This is a genomic window from uncultured Dokdonia sp. (assembly GCF_947492815.1).
In the GTDB taxonomy this organism is placed as follows: domain Bacteria; phylum Bacteroidota; class Bacteroidia; order Flavobacteriales; family Flavobacteriaceae; genus Dokdonia.
Genome location: NZ_CANLOB010000036.1, coordinates 1 through 24,216, shown reverse-complemented (window position 1 = coordinate 24,216; position 24,216 = coordinate 1). Strand labels below are relative to the sequence as shown.

General features: G+C 32.6%; 19 protein-coding genes. 1 reads left to right on the top strand and 18 read right to left on the bottom strand.

Annotated elements, in window-relative coordinates:
• Positions 1–18 precede the first annotated feature (18 nt).
• The 10 genes from rlmN to rsgA form a co-directional block, all read right to left on the bottom strand.
• Complete coding sequence (gene rlmN / locus Q1A01_RS21695) at positions 19–1,059, bottom strand: 23S rRNA (adenine(2503)-C(2))-methyltransferase RlmN (RefSeq protein ID WP_299685074.1); 1,041 nt, start codon at positions 1,057–1,059, stop codon at positions 19–21.
• A gap of 117 nt (positions 1,060–1,176) precedes the next feature.
• Positions 1,177–2,226, bottom strand: a complete 1,050-nt coding sequence (gene queA / locus Q1A01_RS21690) for a tRNA preQ1(34) S-adenosylmethionine ribosyltransferase-isomerase QueA (protein ID WP_299685072.1) — start codon at positions 2,224–2,226, stop codon at positions 1,177–1,179.
• Between the two features lie 125 nt (positions 2,227–2,351).
• Positions 2,352–3,605 (bottom strand): 3-phosphoshikimate 1-carboxyvinyltransferase, encoded by a 1,254-nt coding sequence (locus Q1A01_RS21685; RefSeq protein ID WP_299685070.1) that lies wholly within the window; start codon positions 3,603–3,605, stop codon positions 2,352–2,354.
• Positions 3,606–3,614: 9 nt separating this feature from the next.
• A complete protein-coding gene (locus tag Q1A01_RS21680) occupies positions 3,615–3,941 on the bottom strand; it encodes a nucleotide pyrophosphohydrolase (protein WP_299685068.1) in 327 nt (108 codons plus the stop codon).
• Between the two features lie 2 nt (positions 3,942–3,943).
• Complete coding sequence (locus Q1A01_RS21675; RefSeq protein WP_299685066.1) at positions 3,944–5,929, bottom strand: DUF3857 domain-containing protein; 1,986 nt, start codon at positions 5,927–5,929, stop codon at positions 3,944–3,946.
• Positions 5,930–6,132: 203 nt separating this feature from the next.
• Positions 6,133–8,019, bottom strand: a complete 1,887-nt coding sequence (locus tag Q1A01_RS21670) for a transglutaminase domain-containing protein (protein ID WP_299685064.1) — start codon at positions 8,017–8,019, stop codon at positions 6,133–6,135.
• A gap of 8 nt (positions 8,020–8,027) precedes the next feature.
• A complete protein-coding gene (locus Q1A01_RS21665) occupies positions 8,028–10,070 on the bottom strand; it encodes a DUF3857 domain-containing protein (RefSeq protein WP_299685062.1) in 2,043 nt (680 codons plus the stop codon).
• A 7-nt stretch (positions 10,071–10,077) separates the two neighbouring features.
• Positions 10,078–11,979 (bottom strand): DUF3857 domain-containing transglutaminase family protein, encoded by a 1,902-nt coding sequence (locus tag Q1A01_RS21660; protein ID WP_299685060.1) that lies wholly within the window; start codon positions 11,977–11,979, stop codon positions 10,078–10,080.
• Positions 11,980–12,030: 51 nt separating this feature from the next.
• On the bottom strand, positions 12,031–12,483 hold the full coding sequence (gene dtd, locus Q1A01_RS21655; protein WP_299685058.1) for a D-aminoacyl-tRNA deacylase: 453 nt from the start codon (positions 12,481–12,483) through the stop codon (positions 12,031–12,033).
• Between the two features lie 6 nt (positions 12,484–12,489).
• Positions 12,490–13,437: a ribosome small subunit-dependent GTPase A gene (rsgA, locus tag Q1A01_RS21650; RefSeq protein WP_299685056.1), complete on the bottom strand. Its 948-nt coding sequence runs from the start codon at positions 13,435–13,437 to the stop codon at positions 12,490–12,492.
• A gap of 87 nt (positions 13,438–13,524) precedes the next feature.
• Here rsgA and Q1A01_RS21645 point away from each other — a divergent pair, with 87 nt between their 5' ends.
• On the top strand, positions 13,525–13,980 hold the full coding sequence (locus Q1A01_RS21645; protein WP_299685054.1) for a hypothetical protein: 456 nt from the start codon (positions 13,525–13,527) through the stop codon (positions 13,978–13,980).
• A 60-nt stretch (positions 13,981–14,040) separates the two neighbouring features.
• On the opposite strand, the gene Q1A01_RS21640 is transcribed toward Q1A01_RS21645, so the two are convergent.
• The 8 genes from Q1A01_RS21640 to Q1A01_RS21605 form a co-directional block, all read right to left on the bottom strand.
• Positions 14,041–15,780: a YfiR/HmsC family protein gene (locus tag Q1A01_RS21640; RefSeq protein ID WP_299685052.1), complete on the bottom strand. Its 1,740-nt coding sequence runs from the start codon at positions 15,778–15,780 to the stop codon at positions 14,041–14,043.
• Between the two features lie 80 nt (positions 15,781–15,860).
• Positions 15,861–18,566 (bottom strand): TonB-dependent receptor, encoded by a 2,706-nt coding sequence (locus tag Q1A01_RS21635; protein WP_299685050.1) that lies wholly within the window; start codon positions 18,564–18,566, stop codon positions 15,861–15,863.
• Between the two features lie 33 nt (positions 18,567–18,599).
• Entirely contained in the window at positions 18,600–19,007 is a 408-nt protein-coding gene (locus Q1A01_RS21630; RefSeq protein ID WP_299685048.1) for a response regulator, read from the bottom strand.
• Between the two features lie 17 nt (positions 19,008–19,024).
• Positions 19,025–19,438: a response regulator gene (locus Q1A01_RS21625; RefSeq protein ID WP_299685046.1), complete on the bottom strand. Its 414-nt coding sequence runs from the start codon at positions 19,436–19,438 to the stop codon at positions 19,025–19,027.
• Between the two features lie 312 nt (positions 19,439–19,750).
• On the bottom strand, positions 19,751–20,836 hold the full coding sequence (locus Q1A01_RS21620; protein WP_299685044.1) for a bifunctional 3-deoxy-7-phosphoheptulonate synthase/chorismate mutase type II: 1,086 nt from the start codon (positions 20,834–20,836) through the stop codon (positions 19,751–19,753).
• Positions 20,837–20,864: 28 nt separating this feature from the next.
• Entirely contained in the window at positions 20,865–21,716 is an 852-nt protein-coding gene (locus Q1A01_RS21615; protein WP_299685112.1) for a prephenate dehydrogenase, read from the bottom strand.
• Positions 21,717–21,818: 102 nt separating this feature from the next.
• The gene (locus Q1A01_RS21610; RefSeq protein ID WP_299685042.1) at positions 21,819–22,961 is read right to left on the bottom strand and encodes an aminotransferase class I/II-fold pyridoxal phosphate-dependent enzyme; all 1,143 of its coding nucleotides are present in this window, start codon (positions 22,959–22,961) and stop codon (positions 21,819–21,821) included.
• The gene (locus Q1A01_RS21605) at positions 22,958–23,776 is read right to left on the bottom strand and encodes a prephenate dehydratase (RefSeq protein WP_299685040.1); all 819 of its coding nucleotides are present in this window, start codon (positions 23,774–23,776) and stop codon (positions 22,958–22,960) included. The genes Q1A01_RS21610 and Q1A01_RS21605 overlap by 4 nt, the downstream gene beginning before the upstream one ends.
• Between the last annotated feature and the right edge of the window lie 440 nt (positions 23,777–24,216).

The following is a 24,216-nucleotide window of genomic DNA, read 5'->3' as shown; positions in this document are numbered from 1 at the left end:
TTCTTCTGTGTATGCTCTTTATTGTTTATTTGCTAATTGTCCGCATGCAGCATCTATATCTTTTCCTCTAGAACGTCTTACGGTTACTGTAACTCCATTTGCTTCTAATGTATTTACATAATTATCTATTGCTTCTGGAGCTGCTTGTTGAAACTGCCCATCGTCTATAGGATTATATTCTATAAGATTGACTTTACTTGGTACGGCTTTACAAAAAGATAATAATGCTTGTATATCTATTTTACGATCATTAATCCCGTCCCAAACTACGTATTCATAAGTAATACGTTTTTTTGTTTTTACATACCAATATTGCAAAGCTTCTTTTAGTTCTTGCAATGGCATTTGTTCATTAAAAGGCATAATTTCTGTACGTACATCATCTAGCGCAGAATGTAAGGATACTGCAAGATTGAATTTTACTTGCTCATCTGCCATTTTCTTAATGATTTTAGGAACTCCTGAGGTAGATACCGTAATACGTTTTGGAGACATTCCCAGCCCTTCTGGTGAGGTAATTTTATCTATAGCTTTTAGTACATTATTGTAGTTCATTAATGGTTCTCCCATGCCCATAAACACAATATTAGACAACGGTCTATCATGGTATAATTTACTTTGACGATCTATCACCATCACCTGATCTACAATCTCATCAGGGTTTAAGTTACGCATACGCTTTAAACGTGCCGTGGCGCAGAATTTACAATTAAGACTACATCCTACTTGGGAAGACACACATGCTGTAGTTCTTGTATGTGTTGGAATTAATACAGACTCTACAACAAGTCCATCATGTAATTGCACCGCATTTTTAATAGTACCATCACTGCTGCGCTGCATTTGATCTACTCTAATATGATTAATCACAAAATAGGTATCCAAAAGCTCTCGTGTTGCCTTTGATATATTTGTCATATCATCAAAGTTATGAGCTCCTTTCTGCCATAACCATTCATATACCTGATTTCCTCTAAATGCTTTATCTCCTTCTGAGACAAAAAAATCTCGAAGTTCTTCTTTAGATAATTTTCGTATGTCTTTTTTCTGTATCGTCACAATGCAAATTTAGGGTTTTCACAAGGAATAGTTGGATATAAAAAAACTCAAGCACATTAGCTTGAGTTTTTTGTATACTATTTTCGCCTTCGCGATAGATTTCTGCCTTCTCGGAAATTAGATGATTAACATGGCATCCCCATATGAATAAAATTTATATCCTTCTTTTATAGCTTCGTCGTATGCTTTCTTCACTAAATCATGCCCTGCAAATGCAGATACCATCATTAACAACGTAGATTTTGGTGTATGGAAGTTTGTAATCATACAGTTTGCGATACTAAAATCATATGGAGGAAATATAAATTTATTGGTCCATCCTTCAAACTCATTAAGTGTATTTCCACTAGATACTGCGCTTTCAAGTGCTCTCATTACAGTTGTACCTACTGCACATATTCTGCGTTTTTCCGAGATTGCATTATTAATAACACGTGTAGCTGGCTCACGGATATATGCCTCTTCACTATCCATTTTGTGTTTTGATAAATCTTCTACCTCTACTGGGCTAAAAGTACCTAAACCAACATGCAATGTTACTTCTGCAAAATTAACTCCTTTTATCTCTAGACGTTTTAATAAATGTCTTGAAAAGTGTAACCCTGCAGTAGGTGCTGCTACAGCCCCTTCTTCTTTTGCATATATAGTTTGGTAACGCTCTTGATCTTCTGGCTCTACATCTCTCTTGATATATTTAGGAAGTGGCGTTTGCCCTAAGTCAGTTAGTTTTCTTCTAAACTCTTCATAAGAACCATCATATAAGAAACGTAACGTACGTCCTCTAGAGGTTGTATTATCAATTACTTCTGCGACAAGGCTCTCATCATCGCCAAAATATAATTTATTACCAATTCTAATCTTACGAGCTGGATCTACTAAAACATCCCAAAGGCGTGTTTCTGAATTTAATTCTCTAAGTAAGAAAACTTCAATACGTGCTCCCGTTTTTTCTTTGTTTCCGTATAAACGTGCAGGAAACACTTTTGTATTATTAAGAACCATTACATCTTCTGGATCAAAATAATCAATCAAATCTTTGAACGTTTTATGTTCTATAGTTTGATCTTTTCTATTAAGAACCATTAATTTTGATTCGTCACGGTTTTCTGCTGGACGTTCTGCAAGAAGTTCTTCTGGTAAGTTAAAGTTGAAATGTGATAATTTCATCCGTTGGCAATGTTTTTAGTTATGTATGTATGGTCTTTATTTGCTTTCGCGAAAGCGTATATTGCAACACAATCGTTTTTACAAGATGGCAAATATACAATCTCGAGATAGGGGTTGTCAAGTAATTAACCAATTATCTCTTGTTTAAACCCAAAAGTTTTCAAATCTTCCCAAAAATCAGGGTATGATTTTGACACAACACCAGCATCTTCTATACAAATAGGCACACATAGCCCTAATGGTGCAAATGCCATAGCCATCCTATGATCATGATAGGTTGCAATAGTACAATTTTCCTTTATAGGAGTGTTTCTTTTTTTAAGATGCAGCGCTTTATCAGTCACTTCAATAGTCCCTCCTAATTTTGTGATTTCTGCTTTAAGCGCTTCTAACCTATCAGTTTCTTTGATTTTAAGTGTATGTAATCCTGTCAAATCACAAGCGATTCCGAGTCCGAAACAACTTACAGCAATGGTTTGCGCAATATCAGGACTATTACTCAAATCCAATTCTAATACTTCCGGTAGTTTTTTTGAGGTATCTAATTGCAAATTCAATTGATGCCCATCAAATCGAGAGATCACTCCAAGTTTTGTATATATTTCTGCAAGCACAGCATCGCCTTGTAAACTATCCTGCTTGTAACTAGAAATTGTAATTTGTGTAGGGTTATTATCATCAGACTTGTGCATCATCGCCACTATACTATAATAATAGGAAGCACTACTCCAATCTGACTCTACGGTGATGGTTTTCTTAAAGTCATCCAATTGAGTCGGTGAAATTTTGATAGATTGGTCTTTAAAACTTGCTTCTATTCCTAATTGATGCAGCAATTGCAAAGTCATATTTATATATGGCACAGAAGTTATTTTACCTTCGAGTACTATCGTAAGTCCTTCTGGTAATGTGGCGCCAATAAGCATTAATGCAGAGATGTATTGACTACTTACATTTGCTTTAAGTGTTACTTCACTTTTTACTAAAGTAGTTCCTTGAATAGAAAGTGGTGGGTAGCCTTCATTTTTTTGATACGTAATCTCAGCTCCTAATGAGCGTAATGCATCTACAAGAATTCCAATAGGGCGTTCTTGCATACGCGAACTTCCCGTTAATATAGTTTTACGGCCTTTCTGAATTGCAAAATAAGCCGTAAGAAAACGCATAGCTGTTCCTGCATGATGAATATCTATTGTTTCTGAATCGCTTAGCAATGCTTTTTGCATTAACTTACCGTCATCACTATTGGAGAGGTTTTTTATAGTTATCCCTTTAAACAATGCTTGTAATAGCAATAAACGATTGGTTTCACTTTTAGAACCTGTTATTTTAACAGTTCCTGTGAGTTGGGTTTGTGTATTTTGTACTTTAAGAAGCATCGTTATTATTTATTTAAGCTTCTCATTATTATGATGTCTATCATGATCGCGCTTTGTTTTGATATCTAGTTTTTTATCAAAAGCTTCTTGTAAGTTAACACCCGTTTGATTTGCTAAACAAAGCACTACAAACATCACATCTGCTAATTCTTCTCCAAGATCTTTATCTTTATCACTTTCTTTTTCGCTCTGTTCTCCATATCGTCTTGCAATGATACGCGCAACCTCCCCTACTTCTTCTGTGAGCTGTGCCATATTTGTAAGTTCATTAAAATAACGAACTCCATGATTTTTGATCCAATCGTCTACAGCTTGTTGTGCATTTGAAATATTCATGATTATTTTTTTATCAAAACTACTTTTTCTTTTTCTTTAGTAACAATTTGTTCGTAGAAATTTTTAATTTCTTGGTACGCATCTGCTTTTACTAATGTACTATTATTTTTAAAAGAACTTATGACTTGTATACTTTGACCATTTACTTGTTTAAAGGCTATTTTATAGGATCCTAATCCGCTTGAAAGCTTTAGCACTAATGATTCTGGCATACTATGCACCGCATATCCTTTAGGAAGTTTGTAGGTAATTGTATTTTCAACAATTCTTGGGTATATAAAATCTATTGGAAGTTCTCTTGTTGAAGCTTTAAATGGGTTTTCTGGTTTCTCTAGAAATAAATGAGGAGAGAGATAGATTTTATTATCTACTAATTCTGTATAATTTGAAGTTTCAAAACTATAGGAAATAATTGCTGGTTCAGATAGTTTGTCTAATTCAAAAACAACATCATAGACATTATTTTCATTTATAATTTCTTTGACAACATCTTCTTTATAATCTTGATCTTCTCCTTTAAGGATATTTCTAATATAAAGCGCTTCATTGTTTGTGTATTTTTTACGGCATTTACCTGAGATCTTTCCTTTATTATCTATAGAGACTATAACGGAAGATTTATCATCAGAATGTTGATTTGAAAACAACGGAATAGCTAGAGATGTTCCATTTTCTTTTAAGAGTCTACCTTCCCAATTCATAACACGTTCTGGCAATAATCCTGGATATAGATTTTTACCAGAAGCATCCATTAATATCCATTTATTATCATAATAAACAGCTGCTATAGCGTAGTCAAAGCCATCTACTGTTGGAAATATAGGAATTCCACTATTTTTGGTGCTTGCCATTACTGGCGCTGCTTGCAATCCCATTCTTTTTAAAAGAGATACCAATAATGCATTAATCTCATAGGCTGTGCCTTTCTTTTGGTAATACGCTTTCTTTAAATCTTGTGATCTAAATTTATTCCCTTCTTTATCCCATACCATTCTATCTTGTATATACCGATAGGCAAGATGCATCCTATCTAAGGTTGCTACTGATTTTGACTTTAAAGTATCACTTATATCATTTAAAAAACTAGCCCTATCAATTTGTCCAGCAACACGAGCGGGATTATTTAAATATGCTGCTACTTCATCCCAACTTTTGGCTCTTTTTTCTTTAATTCCTTTTTTAAATTCTACGGTAGCTAATTCATAAACAACAGCAATTCTATAATTTTCCATATTATTTACAAAAGGCTCTTCTTTTAGTGCTGGAATATCCTGTAGATGATATTCTGAAACAATATCATTGTATTTTATTCTATTGACAAGTGTTTTATTAGTCCTCCCGCCAAAAGGGGTTCTCAGTTCAAAACTGGCATTCTCTCGGCGTAGCCTTACATAATCTTTAGAAACAATGTCTCTATATCCTTTAACAAATTTATTATAATCAAAAAACTGAGGTGTTTCAATAATTGCAAATACATTTTTAACTGGAATATCTTCTTGAAAAATAACATCGTCTATCTCATAATAAGAAGACTCTACAATATATTTATACTCAATAATAGCACCTTGTTTAATGGCTGGCATTGTTATAGTAACCTCATCTAAGTTATCATTAATAGCACTCTTTATAATACGTTCTTTAGGGGTTTTAACTTTAACCACTTTATCATCTTCTATATTATAGGTATACGCTTCTACTTTTTTTACAACCTCAGACTCTCTTACTTCATTATAGAGTTGTATTTTCTTTGTACCATAAGAAAATCCTGAGATACTATTAATCTTTACTACCTCGTGTACAATTGTATAGGAAAGCCAACCATCAAGTTCGTCGCGATATTCAAAATGCGTCCTTCTATATTTATTTAAGAAAACAGCAGGCGCAGCTTTTTCCTCCTTATTTAAAGGAATATCAAAATATTCTTTATTGATCTTACCTGCTTTAAATTCCTGAGCATTTACAGGAGCGATAAAAAGAAATAGTATCAAAATAAAAATGCTATATCGCATTATTTAAATGGTTCTTTTATTGCTTTCGCGAAAGCATAATTATATATATTATAAACGTATCTTAACTTTTATTTGAAAATTCCAACTTCCACAGCTACACTATAGAATTAAAAATCAATACATTATCACAAAAAAGCATTTATTCTTGGTTCCAAACAAAAAAGTCAATGTGTGTTCAATGATTACTTTTTTATCAAAGCTACTTTTTCTTTTTCTTTTTCGACCCGTAACTTAAAAAACTCTTTTATTTCTAGGTATTTTTCTGATGGGATCTCTCCTTCTCCAACAATAAAACTTGTCGTTAATGTAATTGAATTACCAGATGCATTAAGATTATATACAAAAGAGCCTGTATTATCGGGCAAATTTATTCTAACGGGAGAAGGTAGATATGCTACTTTATATAGTTCTGAAAATTGAATAGTGATGATATTTTTTATCTGTTTTGGAAAGCCAAAACTTATAGGATATCTTCTTTCTTCTTTTTTAAAAGGAGATTCTGTCAGTGCAAGGAAAATTAGTGGTGAGAAATACACTTTATCGCCTATTTCTTCAACCCCTTCTTCATTTTCAAAGGTATAGGTCCAAAAAACTTTATCATTAATACTATCTAATGTCTGAAGTTTAAAATCTGAGATTTGATAATTATCTTTTTCATAGCCTATCACTTCTTTTGCATTATCGAAACTCTCTCGCCCATCTTCTTTTTGATATTGTTCAAAATTCATTGCATAATAGCCTGAAGCTTGTTCTTTAACATCGCCTTCTATTACTAATGAATCATCTATTGAAAGGTTAATAATTCTATTAATTCCAGATATTGATTCATTCTTCAGATCCACCCATGAATATGTTTTATTATCATGAATCATTAACCCTTTCCAGTTAAGAATTTCTTCTGGAATCATTTTAAAATTAGATTTAGTATTGGCGACATCAAAAACATATTGCTTTCCATTAATCTTTGCTCCGGCCAACACATAATTAAATGATTCCCAACTAGCAGTAACAGGAAATCCATTCCACTTTGTAGAGGCAAGTATCGGATCTGAATCTATACCCATGGTCCTCAACATAGATACATATAGCAAATTAATATCTGCGATATCTCCTTTCTTTGTGTTAAAAGCTACTCTAGAAGATTCATTGTCTGGAAAAATACCATAGTATTCATTCCATGTGAAATTCTTCTTCACATACTTATACAATAATGCTGCTATTTTATATGCATTTTTCTCTTCACCAATAATACTCTCAAGTTCTTTTTTGTAACTATTTCTAGGCAAATATCCACGAGTAAAATCATCTGTATCAAGTAATACTTCTACTAAGTCATCAAAAGACCTAAGTGACTGTCTTCTCATTGGACCTATATTTTCTATTTCGATTTTAGATCTGTAGGATTCGATGTCAGAGACATACACTTCTTCCTCTAAAGGTTCTATATCATTTGCAACAATGACTGTTGTACTTGAATAACTCTTAGTATTTATATCTAATAAGGCTCTGGGGTTTTGTAAAAACTTAAAATTATACCCTGTAGCATTTCCTAATGTAATATTCAGCTTTCTTATTGGGATATTATATTGCATGGGTATATCCCAATGGGTACCTCTCGTTGCTTTATACCTATACTCTATTACACTACCAACTTGTACATTAGGCATTGTAAATTTACGTGCATTTGCAATCTTAATTTTGCTGTCGCTGCCTTGTAAAAACTTACTAAGCTTGGTGCGCTGAATTTCTCCCTCTATTATATTGTATGTAGCTCCTTCTAATTTAATTACATTTCCATAAGGTATCTTAACATTAGCGACATCATATCCTTTTTCGTTTACAATTTTAACACGCTCATGTACCAATATATAGTCTCCTATTTCATCTTCTACATACCTATATAAAACAATAGCATTTGCATCAGGAAAGACCTCTTCATGACTGTTATTAAAATCTTCTAATGTCACGTTACCAAACGATACCTTTTTTTGCCCAAAACCATAAATGTTATGAAAAAAAATAAAGCTGTATAGACCTAATTGAAGTAAATACCGTATTGTGTTTGACATATATGATTTTATGATTTTATAAGAACTATTTTTTCTGCTTCTTTCTCTAAAATCATTTTATAATACTGCTGAAGATCTTGATAGTATTCAGCTCCTATAACTGATGTTTTGATGGCGTTTTGAAAGGTCACTATTATCTTCCCTCCATTTTGAGAAACCCCATATCTAAATGATCCCATATTATTAGACAGATTAATAGATAATGGATCTGGCAAAGACTCTACAGTGTATCCCTCTGGAATTTCTATAGATACATTATACTTATCTGTCCATGGGTGTATAAAATCTATAGGATATGTTCTGGTTTCTGCTTTGAAGTAATTTTCTTTGGTTGCTAAATGAAGAAGTGGTGACACATACATTTTATTACCAATAACCTCAACAGCTTCCTCATTTTCAAAATTATACTCTAATGTTAAAGGTTTATCATTTTCCTTCATACTTTCAAATGAATGATCCATCACTTCTAGAGATTCAAAATTTTCTTCCATCTTTTCAGATTGCTCATCTTCATTTAAATTTCTATATCTAGCCCTTTGACCTTTAGCATAATGTCCTGTAAATCGATTTTTTGAATTCCCTGTGATTACTAGATCTTCACTTATTTCAAGATTCATAAGACTTATATGTGTTGCTGGTTTAGGTGGAAGTAGGTCTACTAATAATGAGCTACCATCTTTCCTAACCATTCTTCCTTTCCAATTTAAAAGGTTTGTTCTTAAAATACTAGGAGCTCCTGTTTTATCAACTCCATCAAGAAGAAATAATCGATTGTCAAGAACTGCTCCAGCTATCACATAATTAAACCCTGTTCTTGTAGGAAAAAAAGGGATCCCATTAGCTTTCGTACTTATTAGAATTGGGTTTGTTTCTATTCCTGCATAGTTAAGCATAGATACTAACATTAGGTTAATATCTGCTACATTTCCTGTTCCTTCAGCGTATGCTTTTTTAACACCTTTATCTTTATATACTCCATAGTAATCATTCCAAGTCATTTTTGATTTTACAAAATCATATACTTTCATCATTTTTTCTTTCGGATCTGCTACTCCAGACAACAATGCATCTACATCTTTCTTATAGAACTTTGTAATTCCCAATTCTTTTCCAAAATTATCTGATTTATATATTTTTTCTGCTACATCTTCCCAAGTTGTTGCATAGTTACGTACTTGAGAATTAGGAAATTTTGTATAAGCTAATTCCAATTGTAAAGCTGACGTATAATTATCTAGATTTCCTGCAAAAGGCTCTTCTTTAAGAGCTGGTATATTTTCAAGATCTACTAAATATCCATTTTCAGTAAATTCTACTTCGGCAGTAGTTCTTTTTTGTGCCTGTGACCCTCTAGCTAAGGTGTTTACTTGTCCTGCTTGAGGTAGGCTCTTATCTTCATATCTATATCTTATAGTACGTGACTTTTTTTCTTTTCTTAGTCCTAGAGGAATCCCTCCCTTCCCGTGTGTTCTGTACACTAAATATTCTGGGGCAAAAAATCGCATTTCAACTTTATCAACTGGAATATCTTCCTGAAAACGAAATTCATCTATCGTAGAATAGAAAGGAGATGTGAATACATATTTAAACTCAATAATACAGCCATCCTGAATATCTGGCATTGTAAACTTTTTGACTTTTAATGTTTTACTTCTTTCTTCTTCAAATATGCCGTTATTCTGTAGTTTACTTTCTTTGATTTTGCCATCTATTAGGTTATACGTCACCGCTTTTAGTGATGTGACTAATTCTTCATCACTCGTACCTTGATACATACCAATTTGCTGATTAGCTAGATCGTATCCTTCTTTGTTATATATTTTTATTCGTTCTTGAAATTCTGTTACTACGACAAAACCAGCATCTTGACTATAATTAAACTTTGTATTAGTTTTTCTATACAGTACGGCAGCATCTGCTTCTGGGTCAGATTTATGAGAAGTTTCTGCAAGTTCTTCTTTAGAAACTTTTCCAAATTTATAATTTTGAGCAGTAGCTAATTGCCCTAACACGATAAAGCTTATAAGTGCTAATACGTATTTTCTCATCATAGTTTATTTAAATTTTAGTAAGTACAATTTTTTGACCATCATAACGAACAACCTTTCTTACAAATGATCTAAAGTCTTTATATTTTTCTTTTGAAAAAGTGCCATCATACATGGAAAATTTTCTAGTGTATTTTATTTTAGTATCATCTATACGTTCAAAGGCTAGATCATAGCTTCCAAATTCACTTTCTAAATGAATATCTTCAAAAGCATCCGGTAATTTATACGTTTCTGGAATCGTTACTATTATTTCATCTTCGTCTACAAATCCTCTATCTATATATACATCAAGGTTTCTTTTCTTATACCTTTTAGGAACACTCGTATATCTATTAACTGCATTGAGAGAAACAAGTATTTCTTCACCTGCAAAACTGGCATAATTATCTGCAGAAAAAGCGATCTTTTCATTCATTACAATAGCTCTCTTATCATTTTCTATATCAATAGTATCTATTTTTAAATTATTGATATGTTTCCAGAAATTATAATAATGTTTCTTTTGATCACTATTCGTTTGATTTTCTAAACGATAACGATCATTATATTGTATGCCTTTAGATTGTATACTTACTTGAGCCTCTATAGCTCCCTTTGAAGTAATTGTACACGTTCCTTTTACAATTTGTGTGTTTTTTGAGTGATCATAAATATTTGTATGCACAATCTTGCCTCCTTCTGGAGTAATAATAACCACGTCTCTATCATCTGTAAAATCACCAATAAATCCAAAAGGAATTTCTTGGCTTGTACATTCTAACCACACATAATCATCTCCGTTGGGGATACTCAAAATAGCGTGATTCCCTTGCATAGAGACAAAATCTGGTTGTATATCTCTTTTATCATCTCCTGCATATAAAACCGTATAATAAGAAGGAATATCTGCAACTTCCAATAATGATTTTGTATAATTAGTAAGTGCTTTACAATCTCCATACCCTAGGGCATCCACTTCTGAGGCTAACATAGGTTTCCATCCACCTATACCTATTTGCACACTAATGTAACGTGTTTTTTCTTGCACATATTCATAAATCTTACGTGCTTTCTCAATGTTATCGGTTTCTCCTGCTACTAAGTTTATTATTTCGGCTTTGGTTTCATCAGGCAATTCTCTTGTTCCATTTAAAAGATAATCGTTCATCCATTTTCCATAACTCGCCCAATCTTTTGCTGTACCATCAACCCCAGAAAGATGAAACTTATCTAATGCAAAAATCACCTTAGGCACTAACTGTTTAAAGCCTAAACTATAAGATTCTGGAATGAATGCTTTATAATTTTTTACTGAAACTTCTATTTTACCTGGAGATTCATTAATTACTATCTGATCGTTAGGATTTAACACCTTGTGTTTCAATTGAAGATCTGATGAATACGTTATTGTATAGCTACTTTTAGCAGTACTACTTTCATACGTACCATTAGGATACCAGTAAGGGATAAAAGCAGTATCGTTACTAACCGTAGATGCGCTAAAAACTACTGTAAACGGATAGGAAACTGGCGTATAATCTAAGTATTTAACTCTTGAATCAGAAAAAAGAGTCCCTCCATCTACAGCACTTACATCTTTAAATTCACTTTTCTTGACTTTTTTAATCTCTGCTCCTAGCTTATCATAAATAGTCGCTTCTAGTTTCTTAACTCTCGAATTTTTATCATAATAAGCGATGGCATCTATATCGCTCATCCCTCTTTTATTAAGTACCGTTATAACTCTGTAGATATTATATTCTAATGTACGTTGATCTGGAATATTCACTACGATTTGCTCATCTCTTATGATACTATCTGAATTCTCTTTGAGATCAGACGGTAATATAATAGATTGTAAGTCAAATTCGCTTTGAGCAACAAGAAATGTGGATTGCAGTAATATGCAACACAAAAGTAATAAACGCATCCCCCTTTTTTTTGGGGGTAATATAAAGCTAGTTACAGAGATAGCAAAAATTTATTGTCTATTTTTTGAATCTATAGTAATAGTAACGGGACCGTCATTTAGTAACTTTACTTTCATATCGGCTCCAAACTCTCCAGTATGAATTTTCTTGGTATGCTTTCGCGAAAGCGTATTTATAAAACTCTCATAAAGCGGAATCGCTACTTCTGGTCGAGCTGCTTCCAAAAACGAAGGGCGATTTCCTTTTTTTGTACTTGCAAATAATGTAAACTGACTAATAACTAATAGATCACCGTCAATATCTTTTACAGAAAGATTCATAGCCCCATCTTCATCACCAAAAATACGTAGTCCAACAATTTTATTAGCGAGCCAATCAATATCTTCTTGTGTATCATCATGGGTAATTCCTAACAATATTAGAAATCCTTTTCTAATGCTAGACTTTATCGTATTATCTATGGTAACAGATGCCTCAGATACGCGTTGAATAATAACTTTCATACCTTATTAATTTGCGTATTGATCTTTACGGTATTGTTCTTCATCTCCATCCAGAATTTGAACGTAGCTTTTATAACGAGACCAGTGTAATTCATCATTCTCTAATGCTTCTTTTACGGCACATTTTGGTTCTTCCAAATGAAGACAATTATTAAATTTACACTCGCTTTTTAATTCAAAAAATTCTGGGAAATAATTTCCGATTTCTTCTCGCTCCATATCTACAATCCCAAAACCTTTAATACCAGGAGTATCTATTATTTTTGCATCAAAACTAAGGTCATACATTTCTGCAAAGGTGGTGGTATGTTGTCCTTGCATATGTTGTTCACTAATTGCTTTTGTTTTAAGATTCAAATTAGGCTCTATGGCATTTACCAATGTAGATTTACCAACACCACTATGGCCTGTAAACATATTGACATTACCTTCCATTTTTTGCTTTACAGCATCTATATTTGTGTCCTTAAGTGCTGAAATACCCATACATTCATATCCTATCTCTCGATACATTGCTGCCAGAAACTTAATCTCAAGAAGTTCATCTTCCGTATACGTATCTATTTTATTAAAAAGCAATATGGCTTTTATCCCATATGCCTCTGCGGTAATTAGAAAACGATCAATAAAAGCTGTGAATGTAGGTGGATTATTTAATGTAATAAGTAAAAAAACTTGGTCGATATTTGACGCAATAATATGTGTTTGCTTAGATAGGTTTACAGATTTTCTAATAATATAATTCTCTCTTTCTTGAATATGAGTAATGACGCCTGTGGCTACATCACTCTTAGTATCAAGATCAAAATCTACAATATCTCCTACAGCAACAGGGTTTGTACTTTTAATTCCTTTAATTCGAAACTTTCCTTTAATCCTACACTCATACCATTGGTTGTCTTCCGTTTTTACGGTATACCAACTTCCAGTAGATTTATATACAATTCCTGTCATACTTATTAATTATAGCAAAAATAGTTACTTTTTACATACGAATTCATTTAATTTGTGATTGTAAAAACCATTTAACAACAACGCATTATGAAAAAAATCTTACTAGCACTCGCTTTTGTTTCTTTATTATCACTAGACATTCAGGCACAGCAGTATGAAGTAAAAGTTATCACTTCTGTAGAATCTATTGTTCCTAGTGGATTAGGTCGTAGTCGTATTGTCTCTGCAAATGACACTAGAGATTATAAAGAATATACTTCTACACAAACAGAAGAAGATAATACACGTAATAAATCAAAAAGAAAGGAAATCAGAGTAAAAGGATTTGATGAAACAAAACTTTTAAACTTCTTCAACCTTGGAGGTATTCGTTTTCAGAACATTGCTTCAAACGACGCTCTTATCGAATCAAAGATTAACGATATGTTAGCACAAGGATGGGATTTAGCTTTTGTAGCTAGTGCTGTCGAAAGTGCAGGAGGTAAAGGCGATAATAACGGTATCTTTATTACTCGATATATCTTTAAAAGAGTAAAGCAATAAATTTTTAATACATACAACTTATTACAAAAACTTCTAATACCTATGGTATCGGAAGTTTTTTTATGCTTCTATTGTAAAATAAAAAGTTGTTCCTTGTCCTTCTTGAGACTCTAACCATATAGTCCCCCCATGTGATTTTACAATTTTCTCACAATGAGCAAGTCCAATTCCTGATCCTTTATATTCTTCTCTAGTATGTAGTCTTTGAAAGATTCCAAAAATGCGATCTTGGTATTTTTTTGGTATTCCAATCCCATTGTCTTTTACAGAAAATTGCCAATATTTTTGAACCTCATCATTCACCACTTTTTCTAATGGTTTACAGTTAATAGAAATGTGGGGGTTAGTCTCTGGTAATCTAAATTTAATCCCATTACTTATGAGGTTTTGAAATAATAGTCTTAACTCAATTTCGTTACCCTTTACTAAAGGAAGATTTTTAGTTTCTATTAACACACCATTTTCCTCTATTACAGTTTTCAAATCTGCTTTAAGTTCCTGTAAAATAATAGTGCAGTCTACCTCCTTAAAATTTGAATCACGACCAAGTCTCGAATATTCTAATAGTGCATTAATAAGCTTTTTCATTCTAACACTCCCTTCTTTTATGAAGTTTAGAATTTCCTTTCCATCACTATCAAACGTTTCTTTATACTCAACTTCAAGAAGTTCTATAAAGCTTGATACCGTATTAAGAGGCTCCTGTAAATCATGACTTGCGATATATGCAAATTGTTCAAGCTCTTTGTTTTTTGAAGCTAGTTGTTCTGATTGTTTTTCTATAGCGGTGTGCTGCTTCTTAAGCAATCTATTAAGTTTTTTACTCTTTCTTCTACTAAGAAATATCCATAAACTAGCTAGCACTAGAAAAACTGAAAGAAGTATCAGGAATAAATTTGCTCTTTTTTGGTTGAGAATTGTTGTTGTATTCTTTTTTAAAATAGCTTCTTTTTCTAAGATGTCTGCATTCTGATATTCTAAAAACTCCTGTTGTTGCTTTATTTGTTCGTCACTTTGCTTGATTTTTTCATCTTGTGCTTTGAGTTGCTTAATTTGTTTTTGTATGTTTTGCTCTAACTCTTTTTCTAGTGCTATTTTTTCTTTTAAGGCTATATTTTTAAGCTCACTGTCTAGCGATAAATTTTGAATTGAATAATCTTTTTCAAGAATCACCTCTTCTTTTGTTTCTAACTCTTTTAATTGTGTGACAATTGCTTCTTGTTGATTTCCTATTTCTTCTTGCTGTTGCTCTATAATTTCTTTTTGTTGCTGATTTTCTTCAGTAACAGCAGAAAGTTTTTCTTCAGCATTTCTATATAGTTCTTGCCATTTATCAATAGAACTTATTGCAAATTCTTCTAATGAAGAAGTCATTCTTAAGTTTGCTCTAGATATTAGTTTTTTATTAATCTCATATTTATAAGTTCCTTCCGCTCTAATCATATTAATCATAGAAGCGTTATAGTCATACCCTTCTGAAATTAACAAAATCCTTTTACCTCTTATTGCTTTTAAAATAGAACCAACATTAAAGTTGTATTTTTTATGTACATACACAATATGTACATCATCTATCTCACTAATTCTATTAATACGTTTTACTTGAATAGGTTTTCCATAAACAAATCTTTTTTGAGCTATCTGGCTCACATTCACAATCGTTGGATCTGCACCCATTACACCAATAGTGAATGCATTTTTTTGACTTTCTGAAGGCCAGATAATTTGTTGTGCAAAATTAAAAATGAAGATGGCACGTTGTTGCCGTTCTACCTCATCTGTTGTACTTTGAGAATGCATTATATGTACAGTACAAAAAAGTAACATACACCAAATGATGCACCTCCTAATTATATGACCTAATACTATATTCAAAATGATTAAAATTTTGCTTGAAAACCAATAAAATAATTAGCTCCATTAACATTAAACTGTTGTACTCTTCTGCTATATATAAATTGACCTTCTCTCGTTAACGCTGAATGATTAATTTTATCTGGATAAACGTCAAAAATATTATTTCCTCCTATCGTAAAATCAATACTATTATTTAACTTATAAGACACTGATAGATCTGTTAAAATTTTTGAAGAAAACTTCTGATCTCTTGATTGTGGTAATCCTGTAAAATCATTAATAACAAAATCCTCAGGAGTCACGTCTAACGGAAAAATAAAGAGTACTGTTCCGAAATATGTATTTCTTGCTAAGAATCTAAATTTGTTTATATCATATGTAAATGTTGAGATAAACTTACTTCTTGGTTGAGAAGAAACAACACGAGCAATCTCTTCCCTGCTAAAGAATATATCTTCAAGACCAACTTCTACAAAAGGCTCTGGCACATTGATATCCCCTCTTATTTTTGTTTCTGTTATATTACCTGTAAGTGTTGTACTAAGTCTTCCTCTACCAATAGAAGCTTGGTATCCAAAAGTAGCATCAAAGCCATTTGTACGAGAATCTAAAGCGTTTGTAAATAATTGAGCGATATCTACCTGCAATGGATCTAAAATATCTTCAAAACCTTCTGAAACTCTTCCTGAAAGAACAATTCTATCTTTAATCCTTATATCATAATAATTAAATGAAAAGGTAAGCTTGTCAGCAATCTTTCCATTAAAACCAGCGCTAAAATATGTAGAAGATTCTGGTTTAATATTATGTGTTCCAAAAGCTCTTGCTACTTCACTTTCTGAATTAAAAGTTCCTATTTGCGCAGGCCCTGTAGACACAAACTGTGTACCTATATTTTGAAAGAACAATTGATGTAATGAAGGAGGTCTACGACCTGTATTATATCCTACTCTCAATCCAAAATTTTCATTAAAATTATACCTAGAAGATAATTTCCATATCAAGCCATCAAAAACATTTCGTCCAGACATAGATCGTCCAGCTGCCTTAACAAACCATTTATCTGTTACTTTAGCATCTACTTGATAAAAAATAGAATTTAAGGTTCTAGAGCGACTAATGGCATTATCAGGAGATATACCTGGAAATACCTGAGATCCTGCTATACGTGGCACTTCTTCTCCCTCATTGTTAATATAAGTTGCTCCACCATTTATATAAGAAGCCTCTTCACCTGCTAAAATCGTATAATTTTCTCTTCTAAGCTCCCCTCCAAAAGAAATTGTCACTCCATTTAGCCAATTAACTTCTTTGCTTATATCTAGGTTTGTAGCGTGTTGTGTATACCTATAAGTCCCTGCAAAAAAATTGCGCGGAGAATCTACTCCAAGGGATGCATTATTTGAATTAAAAATATTAAAATCAATACGATTTACGCCTATTCCATGGCTAAAATCTACATTCCAACCATTACGTTCTTTTTTAAATCCAGCATAAAGCGAATTGTCAATAATATTAGTGACTATCTGAGGAGAAAAACCATTTGGGTATAATTCTGTCACTACTCGTAATTGATCTTTTGGCAAACGATAAAAACCTCTAGATTTTCCTATCCTACTATTTCTTAATCCATATAGATAGAAAGTAGTGTTATCTGAAACTTCAATTTCACTATTGAGAGCAATAGAAAGATTCTCTGTTGCTGCATTTCCTGCTTCAATAATTCTTCTATCAGAAAATCCTGTTTGTCCAAAAAAGTCATTTTCTTCTATGAGTTGATTATCTAATTCAACATCATTTGTATATACAGTTCCTGTATAATTACCAGCTCTATTTGTCGCTTCACTATTTCTATACTCTCCCGTAAGATTTGCAAATCCTTTTTTTCCAATTTTAAATCCTGAGTTAGCACCTAACACATAAATGTACCCGTCGCCTTCTGTATTTATTCTATTTTTTGCAAACACTACAGTTTCATTAATATCTTCTTTAAGAATAATATTTATGACCCCTGCAATAGCGTCAGATCCATACTGAGCTGTTCCGCCATCTCTTAATATCTCTATTTTATCTATTGCAGTTACGGGAATAGCATTAAAATCTATTCCTGCAGTTCCTCTCCCAACAGTCCCATTTACATTTAGCAAAGCACTATTATGACGCCTTTTTCCATTAATCAAAACTAAGATCTGGTCAGGTCCTAAACCTCGTAAAGCAGCAGGATCTACATGATCTGTACCATCAGCTATTGTTTGTCTTGCAGAATGAAATGAAGGCACTAAATATTGCAGTACTTGACTTAAATCATATTGCGAAGAATTTGCTATATCTTGAGCTGTTACTACCTCTATAGGAGAACTTGCATTAAAAAGAGATGAATTTATAGATTTAGAATCAATACTTACTGATTGATTTACAGGGAAACCCGTTTCAAGCAAGAAATCAACTTTTAGTGCTACGCCTTCAACTACAGTAATTGTTTTAGAAACTGTCTTATATAACGTAAAAGAAGCAGTGATGATATAATCTCCAGGAAGCATTTGCATGGTATAATTACCATCTATATCTGTTGATGTAGAGGAGTTTTCTCCTTCTATAAAAACACGAGCACCTGGAAGGTTTCCAAATTGATCAGATATATTACCAAAAACCTTCACGGTATTTTGAGCATATCCGATACTTACAAAAAGAAAGGAAAGAAAAACAGTTAGGGATAGTTTCTTAAGCATTCTATTTAAAATAAATCATTTAATTAAATAAAACTATAGTGCAATACCTTCTGGCAAGTATGAAAGCACTTTAGTTACAGCATCATTAGACAACATTTTTTTATGCATTAATTGTACATTATTTATTTTTTTTACTTTTTCTAAATCTTCAGGATGTAATGGTACTCCCATCATAATCACTATCAATGGAGTATATAGTTTATAAGACTCTATATCTTGTACTTCTTCTAAAAATTCAAGACCATTCATAATAGGCATATTGATATCTAAAAATATAATATCAGCCATATCCGAGCTTTCTATTTCCTCTATAGCTTCTAAACCATTTGTTTTCACAACAATTTCTCCTTCAAAACCATATTTCTTTAAAATTTGTTTATTAAAGAAATTGGTTGCCTTATTATCATCTACTAGTAGGATTTTATATATTCTATTTTTCATTCGAAACCTAAATTAGATTATGTGACGTTTAAAATTTTTTGCATAACATTAGTTAATACATCTAGATTGATTGGCTTGTTTACATAATCAAGTAAACTATTATTCTTATTAAACTTATCTATATCACTGGGTTCAGAAGATGTTGTTAGTATTACTATTTTTATTCCCCTAATATATTCTTCTGAGAGTGCATTAAATCTATCCAAAAATTCCCAACCATTCATCGCTGGCATATTTATATCCAGAAAAATTAAATCAGGTTTTGGATTGTTATTAGAATGACAAGACATAAGGTAGTCTAATCCTTCTATGCCACTTTGAACTGTGATTATTTTTTTAAAAAAACCATAGTTATTAGCAACACGTTCATTGAAGAAGTTTGTAGCTTTATCATCGTCAATAAATAACACACATTTTTTCTTTTTTATCATTTAGGGAAAATAAAAAATATTAAGCGTTATAGATTTAAGCTACTAATTTAGGATTATTTACGCACTTTATCATACTTTTTGTGTTTTTTATCGACTTAAAAACTGTTATTTTCTTAAAAAAAAGAAAATACTTACAAAAATCACCTTTCTAATTATCCCTATTATTCTTATCAATTTTACTATAAAACAATAATGCCCAATGAATGTTCCATACATTCATTGGGCATTATATAGCCTTATAATTATTTAAAACTACCTTGAGATAAATCTCAAAGTATTAAACCTTTTGGGCGTGCCTACACATAAGATCTCTTATTTTGAAAGTGCAATTTTCTGTTGGTGATTAATAGATTCTTGATGTACTGCTTTAAATACTCTTAGAATAAATTCTTCACTTAGATTATTTTGCTCTCCTTCAAGAATCATCTTTCCTAAAATTTCGTTCCAACGTTTTGTCTGTAATATGGCTACATTATTATCTTTTTTAAGATGCCCTATCTGATCTGCAATTTTCATACGCTTCCCTAAAGACTCTATAAGTTGATGATCTACCACATCTATCTGTGTACGTAGTGTATTAATTTTATTATTATACTCTACTTCACTTCCTTCTACTTTTCTAATTTTAAGATCAATCATCATTTGGATTAATGTATCTGGAGTAATTTGTTGTGCAGCATCACTCCATGCATTATCAGGGTCATAATGTGTCTCTACCATTAAACCATCATAGTTCAGATCTAATGCAGTCTGGCTCAGATCATGAATAATATCACGACGTCCTGCAATATGAGAAGGATCTAAAATTAATGGAAGATCTGGAAAACGATTTTGAAGATCAATGGCTATTTGCCATTCTGGATTATTTCTATAACGTGTTTTTTCATACGTAGAAAACCCTCTATGTATCACTCCTAAATTTTTAATATCTGCTGTATGAAAACGTTCTACAGCTCCTAACCATAAAGCTAAATCTGGATTCACAGGATTTTTAATCAATACTGTTTTATCAGTTCCTTTAAGTGCATCGGCAATATCTTGTACAATAAAAGGAGATACTGTAGTACGTGCCCCAATCCATAATATATCTACATCATGTTTTAAAGCAAGTTCGACATGGTTTGGATTTGCCACTTCTGTGGTGGTAAGCATTCCTGTTTCTTGTTTTGCTTTTTGCAACCATTTTAGCCCTAATGCACCAACCCCTTCAAAGTTACCAGGTCGTGTACGAGGTTTCCATATTCCAGCTCTCAATACAGTAGCATCTGTCTCCTTAAGCTGATGCGCAATTTTTAATAACTGTTCTTCTGTTTCGGCGCTACATGGTCCTGCAATTACAAGTGGATGATCTAAACCAAAAGCGTCTAACCAATTTCTAAGTTCTTTCTTATTCTCCATAGTATTCTAATTTTATACCTCTTCAGGCTTATTCAATTCCTTTTAATATTTCTTTAATATGATTGGTATTCTCCATTTCTTCAAATACTCCAGTAAAATTATCTTCTTGCATCAATTTCTTAAAATGTGCTAGATTATACATATACTCGTCTAATGTTTCCAAAATGTTGTCTTTATTCTGTTTAAATATGGATGTCCAGGTAGTAGGATTACTTTTTGCCAGCCTTACTGTAGATGCAAAACCACTTCCCGCCATATCAAAAATATCTCGTTCATTTTTTTCTTTATCAATCACTGTTTTCCCTAACATAAAAGCACTTATATGTGACAAATGTGATACATATGCAATATGTTTATCATGAGAAACAGGATCCATATATCGAATACGCATCCCTATAGACGTAAATAATTGCAAAGCCTTTTCTTGGAGTTTAAAACTTGTTTTTTCCACCTCGCAAATAATATTTGTCTTTCCCTTATAAAGCCCTTCTATAGCAGCCATTGGCCCTGAAAATTCAGTACCTGCAATAGGATGACAGGCTAAAAAATTTCTTCTTCTTTCATGAGTAGCCACCACTTCACATATAGACGCCTTAGTAGAGCCCATGTCTATGACTAATGTTTGATCATTTATTTGATCTAACACTTTGGGAAGCACTTCTAAGGCAATATCTACAGGAATAGAAAGCACGACCATATCTGCATCTTCTATCGTCGAAATTGTCGCTTCTTCATCAATTAACCCTATTCGCACTGCTTCCGTAATATGTAGCGGTGTTGTATCTATTCCAAAAAATGTAGCTTTTGGATATATTTTTCTAAGATCTCTTGCAAAAGAACCTCCGATCAACCCTATTCCTATGATGTAAATTTTTTCCAACTGTTGTTTTTCTTTATTTGCTTTATCGTTTCTCTCTCCCTGTGGTCGTAAACCTGTCTGCAAGCAGGCAGGTCTCATAAGTTCGATTTCGCGAAAGCGTACTTAAAATCGTTCTATAGCTTTTCTAATTTGATCTTCTGTAACACATAAACTAAAACGTATATACCCCTCTCCCTGACTTCCAAATATTGTTCCCGGTGTTATAAATATGTGTTTATCAAGAAGCACTTCATCTATAAAAACCTCAGCATCTATTCCTTCAGGAAGCTTTGCCCACACAAAAAGACCCACTCCATTTTTCTCATATGTACACCCCAATTTTTCTACAAGTGTATAGACAAGATCTCGACGTTTTGTATATAGTGTATTGATAGACTCAAACCAAGAGGCATCAAGTTGTAATGCAGCAATAGCACCTTGCTGAATGCCATAAAACATACCACTATCCATATTTGATTTCACTTTCAGAATATGATTTATATGTGTCTGACTCCCCATAACCATTCCTACACGCCAACCCGCCATATTAAAGCTCTTACTTAAAGAATTAAGCTCTAAGGCAATCTCTTTTGCACCTTCAACATTGAGAATAGAGCTAGGATGCTCATTAAGAATAAAGCTATACGGATTGTCATTTACGATAAGGATATTATTTGTTTTTGCAAAAGCAATTAATTTTTCAAAAAAACCATCTTTTGCAGTTGCTCCTGTAGGCATATGTGGGTAATTCACCCACATAATCTTCACTTCACTAAGGTCTTGTTTCTGTATAGCATCTAAATCAGGTAACCAATGTTGTGTTGCATCCAGATCATAAAACACAGGAACTGCTTCAACTAATTTTGTCACGGCGCTATAGGTTGGATACCCAGGGTTAGGAATTAACACCTTATCACCAGGATTTAAGAATGCCATACTAATATGCATAATCCCTTCTTTAGACCCCATTAATGGCAATACCTCTGTAGTTGGATCTACCTGCACTTGATAATGTCTTTTATAAAAAGCTGCCATAGCTTCTCTCAACTCAGGGATTCCCGTATAACTCTGATATTGATGCACTTTTGAATTTTCTAAAGCTGTATTCAATGCCGTTACGACAGTATCTGGTGCAGCCACATCAGGACTTCCAATTCCCATATTTATGATAGGATGACCTGCAGCCTCTAATGTACGTACCTCTTTAAGCTTTCGCGAAAAGTAATACTCCTTGGTCTCTAGTAATCTATTTGCTGGCTGTATCATCTTTTTTGATTTTTATATTCGCCCAATACTTTAAAATCTGTAGACATAATTTCCAATACCTTTTTTGCTTTTTCATAATCGCTATAAGCTTCAAAAGTCACATCTACAAAAAAAGCATATTGCCATGGCATTTCGATAACTGGCATAGACTGTATCTTGGTAAGATTAAGCTTGCAATCACTCATTACATTAAGAATGGTTGCTAAACTTCCTCTTTTATGATCTGTTCTAAAACAAATAGACGCCTTATTACAATCTGTATTGATTTGTTTTTCTTTTGTGTTTAAAATGAAAAAACGAGTTTCATTATGCTTTATCGTTTGTATTTGAGGTGCTATGATATCCAACTTATAAATCTGAGATGCTGTTTCACTAGCAATAGCAGCAATTCCTTTGAGTTGCTCTTTTTGAATTTGATGTGCTACAGCAGCAGTATCTGTAGCTTCTACGAGTTTTATAGATGGATACTTTTCAAAAAAAGCACGACATTGTATCAATGCCATAGGATGTGACCATACTTCTTTAATAGCTTCTATTGCCTGTCCTGACAATGCCATCAGATTGTGCTGTACATCTAAGTAAAACTCGCCTTCAATGGTAAGCTTATACTGATCTATTAGAGCATAATTAGGTAAAATAGCTCCTGCTATAGAGTTTTCTATAGCCATAACAGCAGCTGTAGCATTTCCTGATACCAATTGATCTACAAGTAATGGAAAAGACATACACTCTAGTACAGACACATTAGACTCAAAAAATGTTTGAGCCACCTTATGATGAAATGATCCTTTTACGCCTTGAATTGCTATACTCATTTTATTCTCGCGAAGGCGGGAATCTCATCCCACATTCGACTTTTATTTCACTTCCACTTTCGTAGAAATCTTATTTTAATTGATGTACACAATAACAATTCACATTTTAAAACAACTCCTCTTTAAAACAAAAAAAAGTCCCGATGATAAATCAGGACTTTAAGAATTTTTGAGTGTATTTATTACAATCACCGTCCCGATTTCAACTGCCCGAAGAAAAAGAAATAGTTATTCCAGTAATAAACGTTTGTAAACATTATGAATTTGTTATGTTGTAAAAGTAGAAAAAAAAGTAAGGTAAACAACATAAGTCAATTATTTTTTATCTTTTTTTTCAGTACTTTCAATTTTTACATTGAATATTTGTATATCCGCTTAATGTCCATTAGCTGTAATACTAGCTATTACTAGCCTATCAAATATTTTTTCTCCGAAATAGC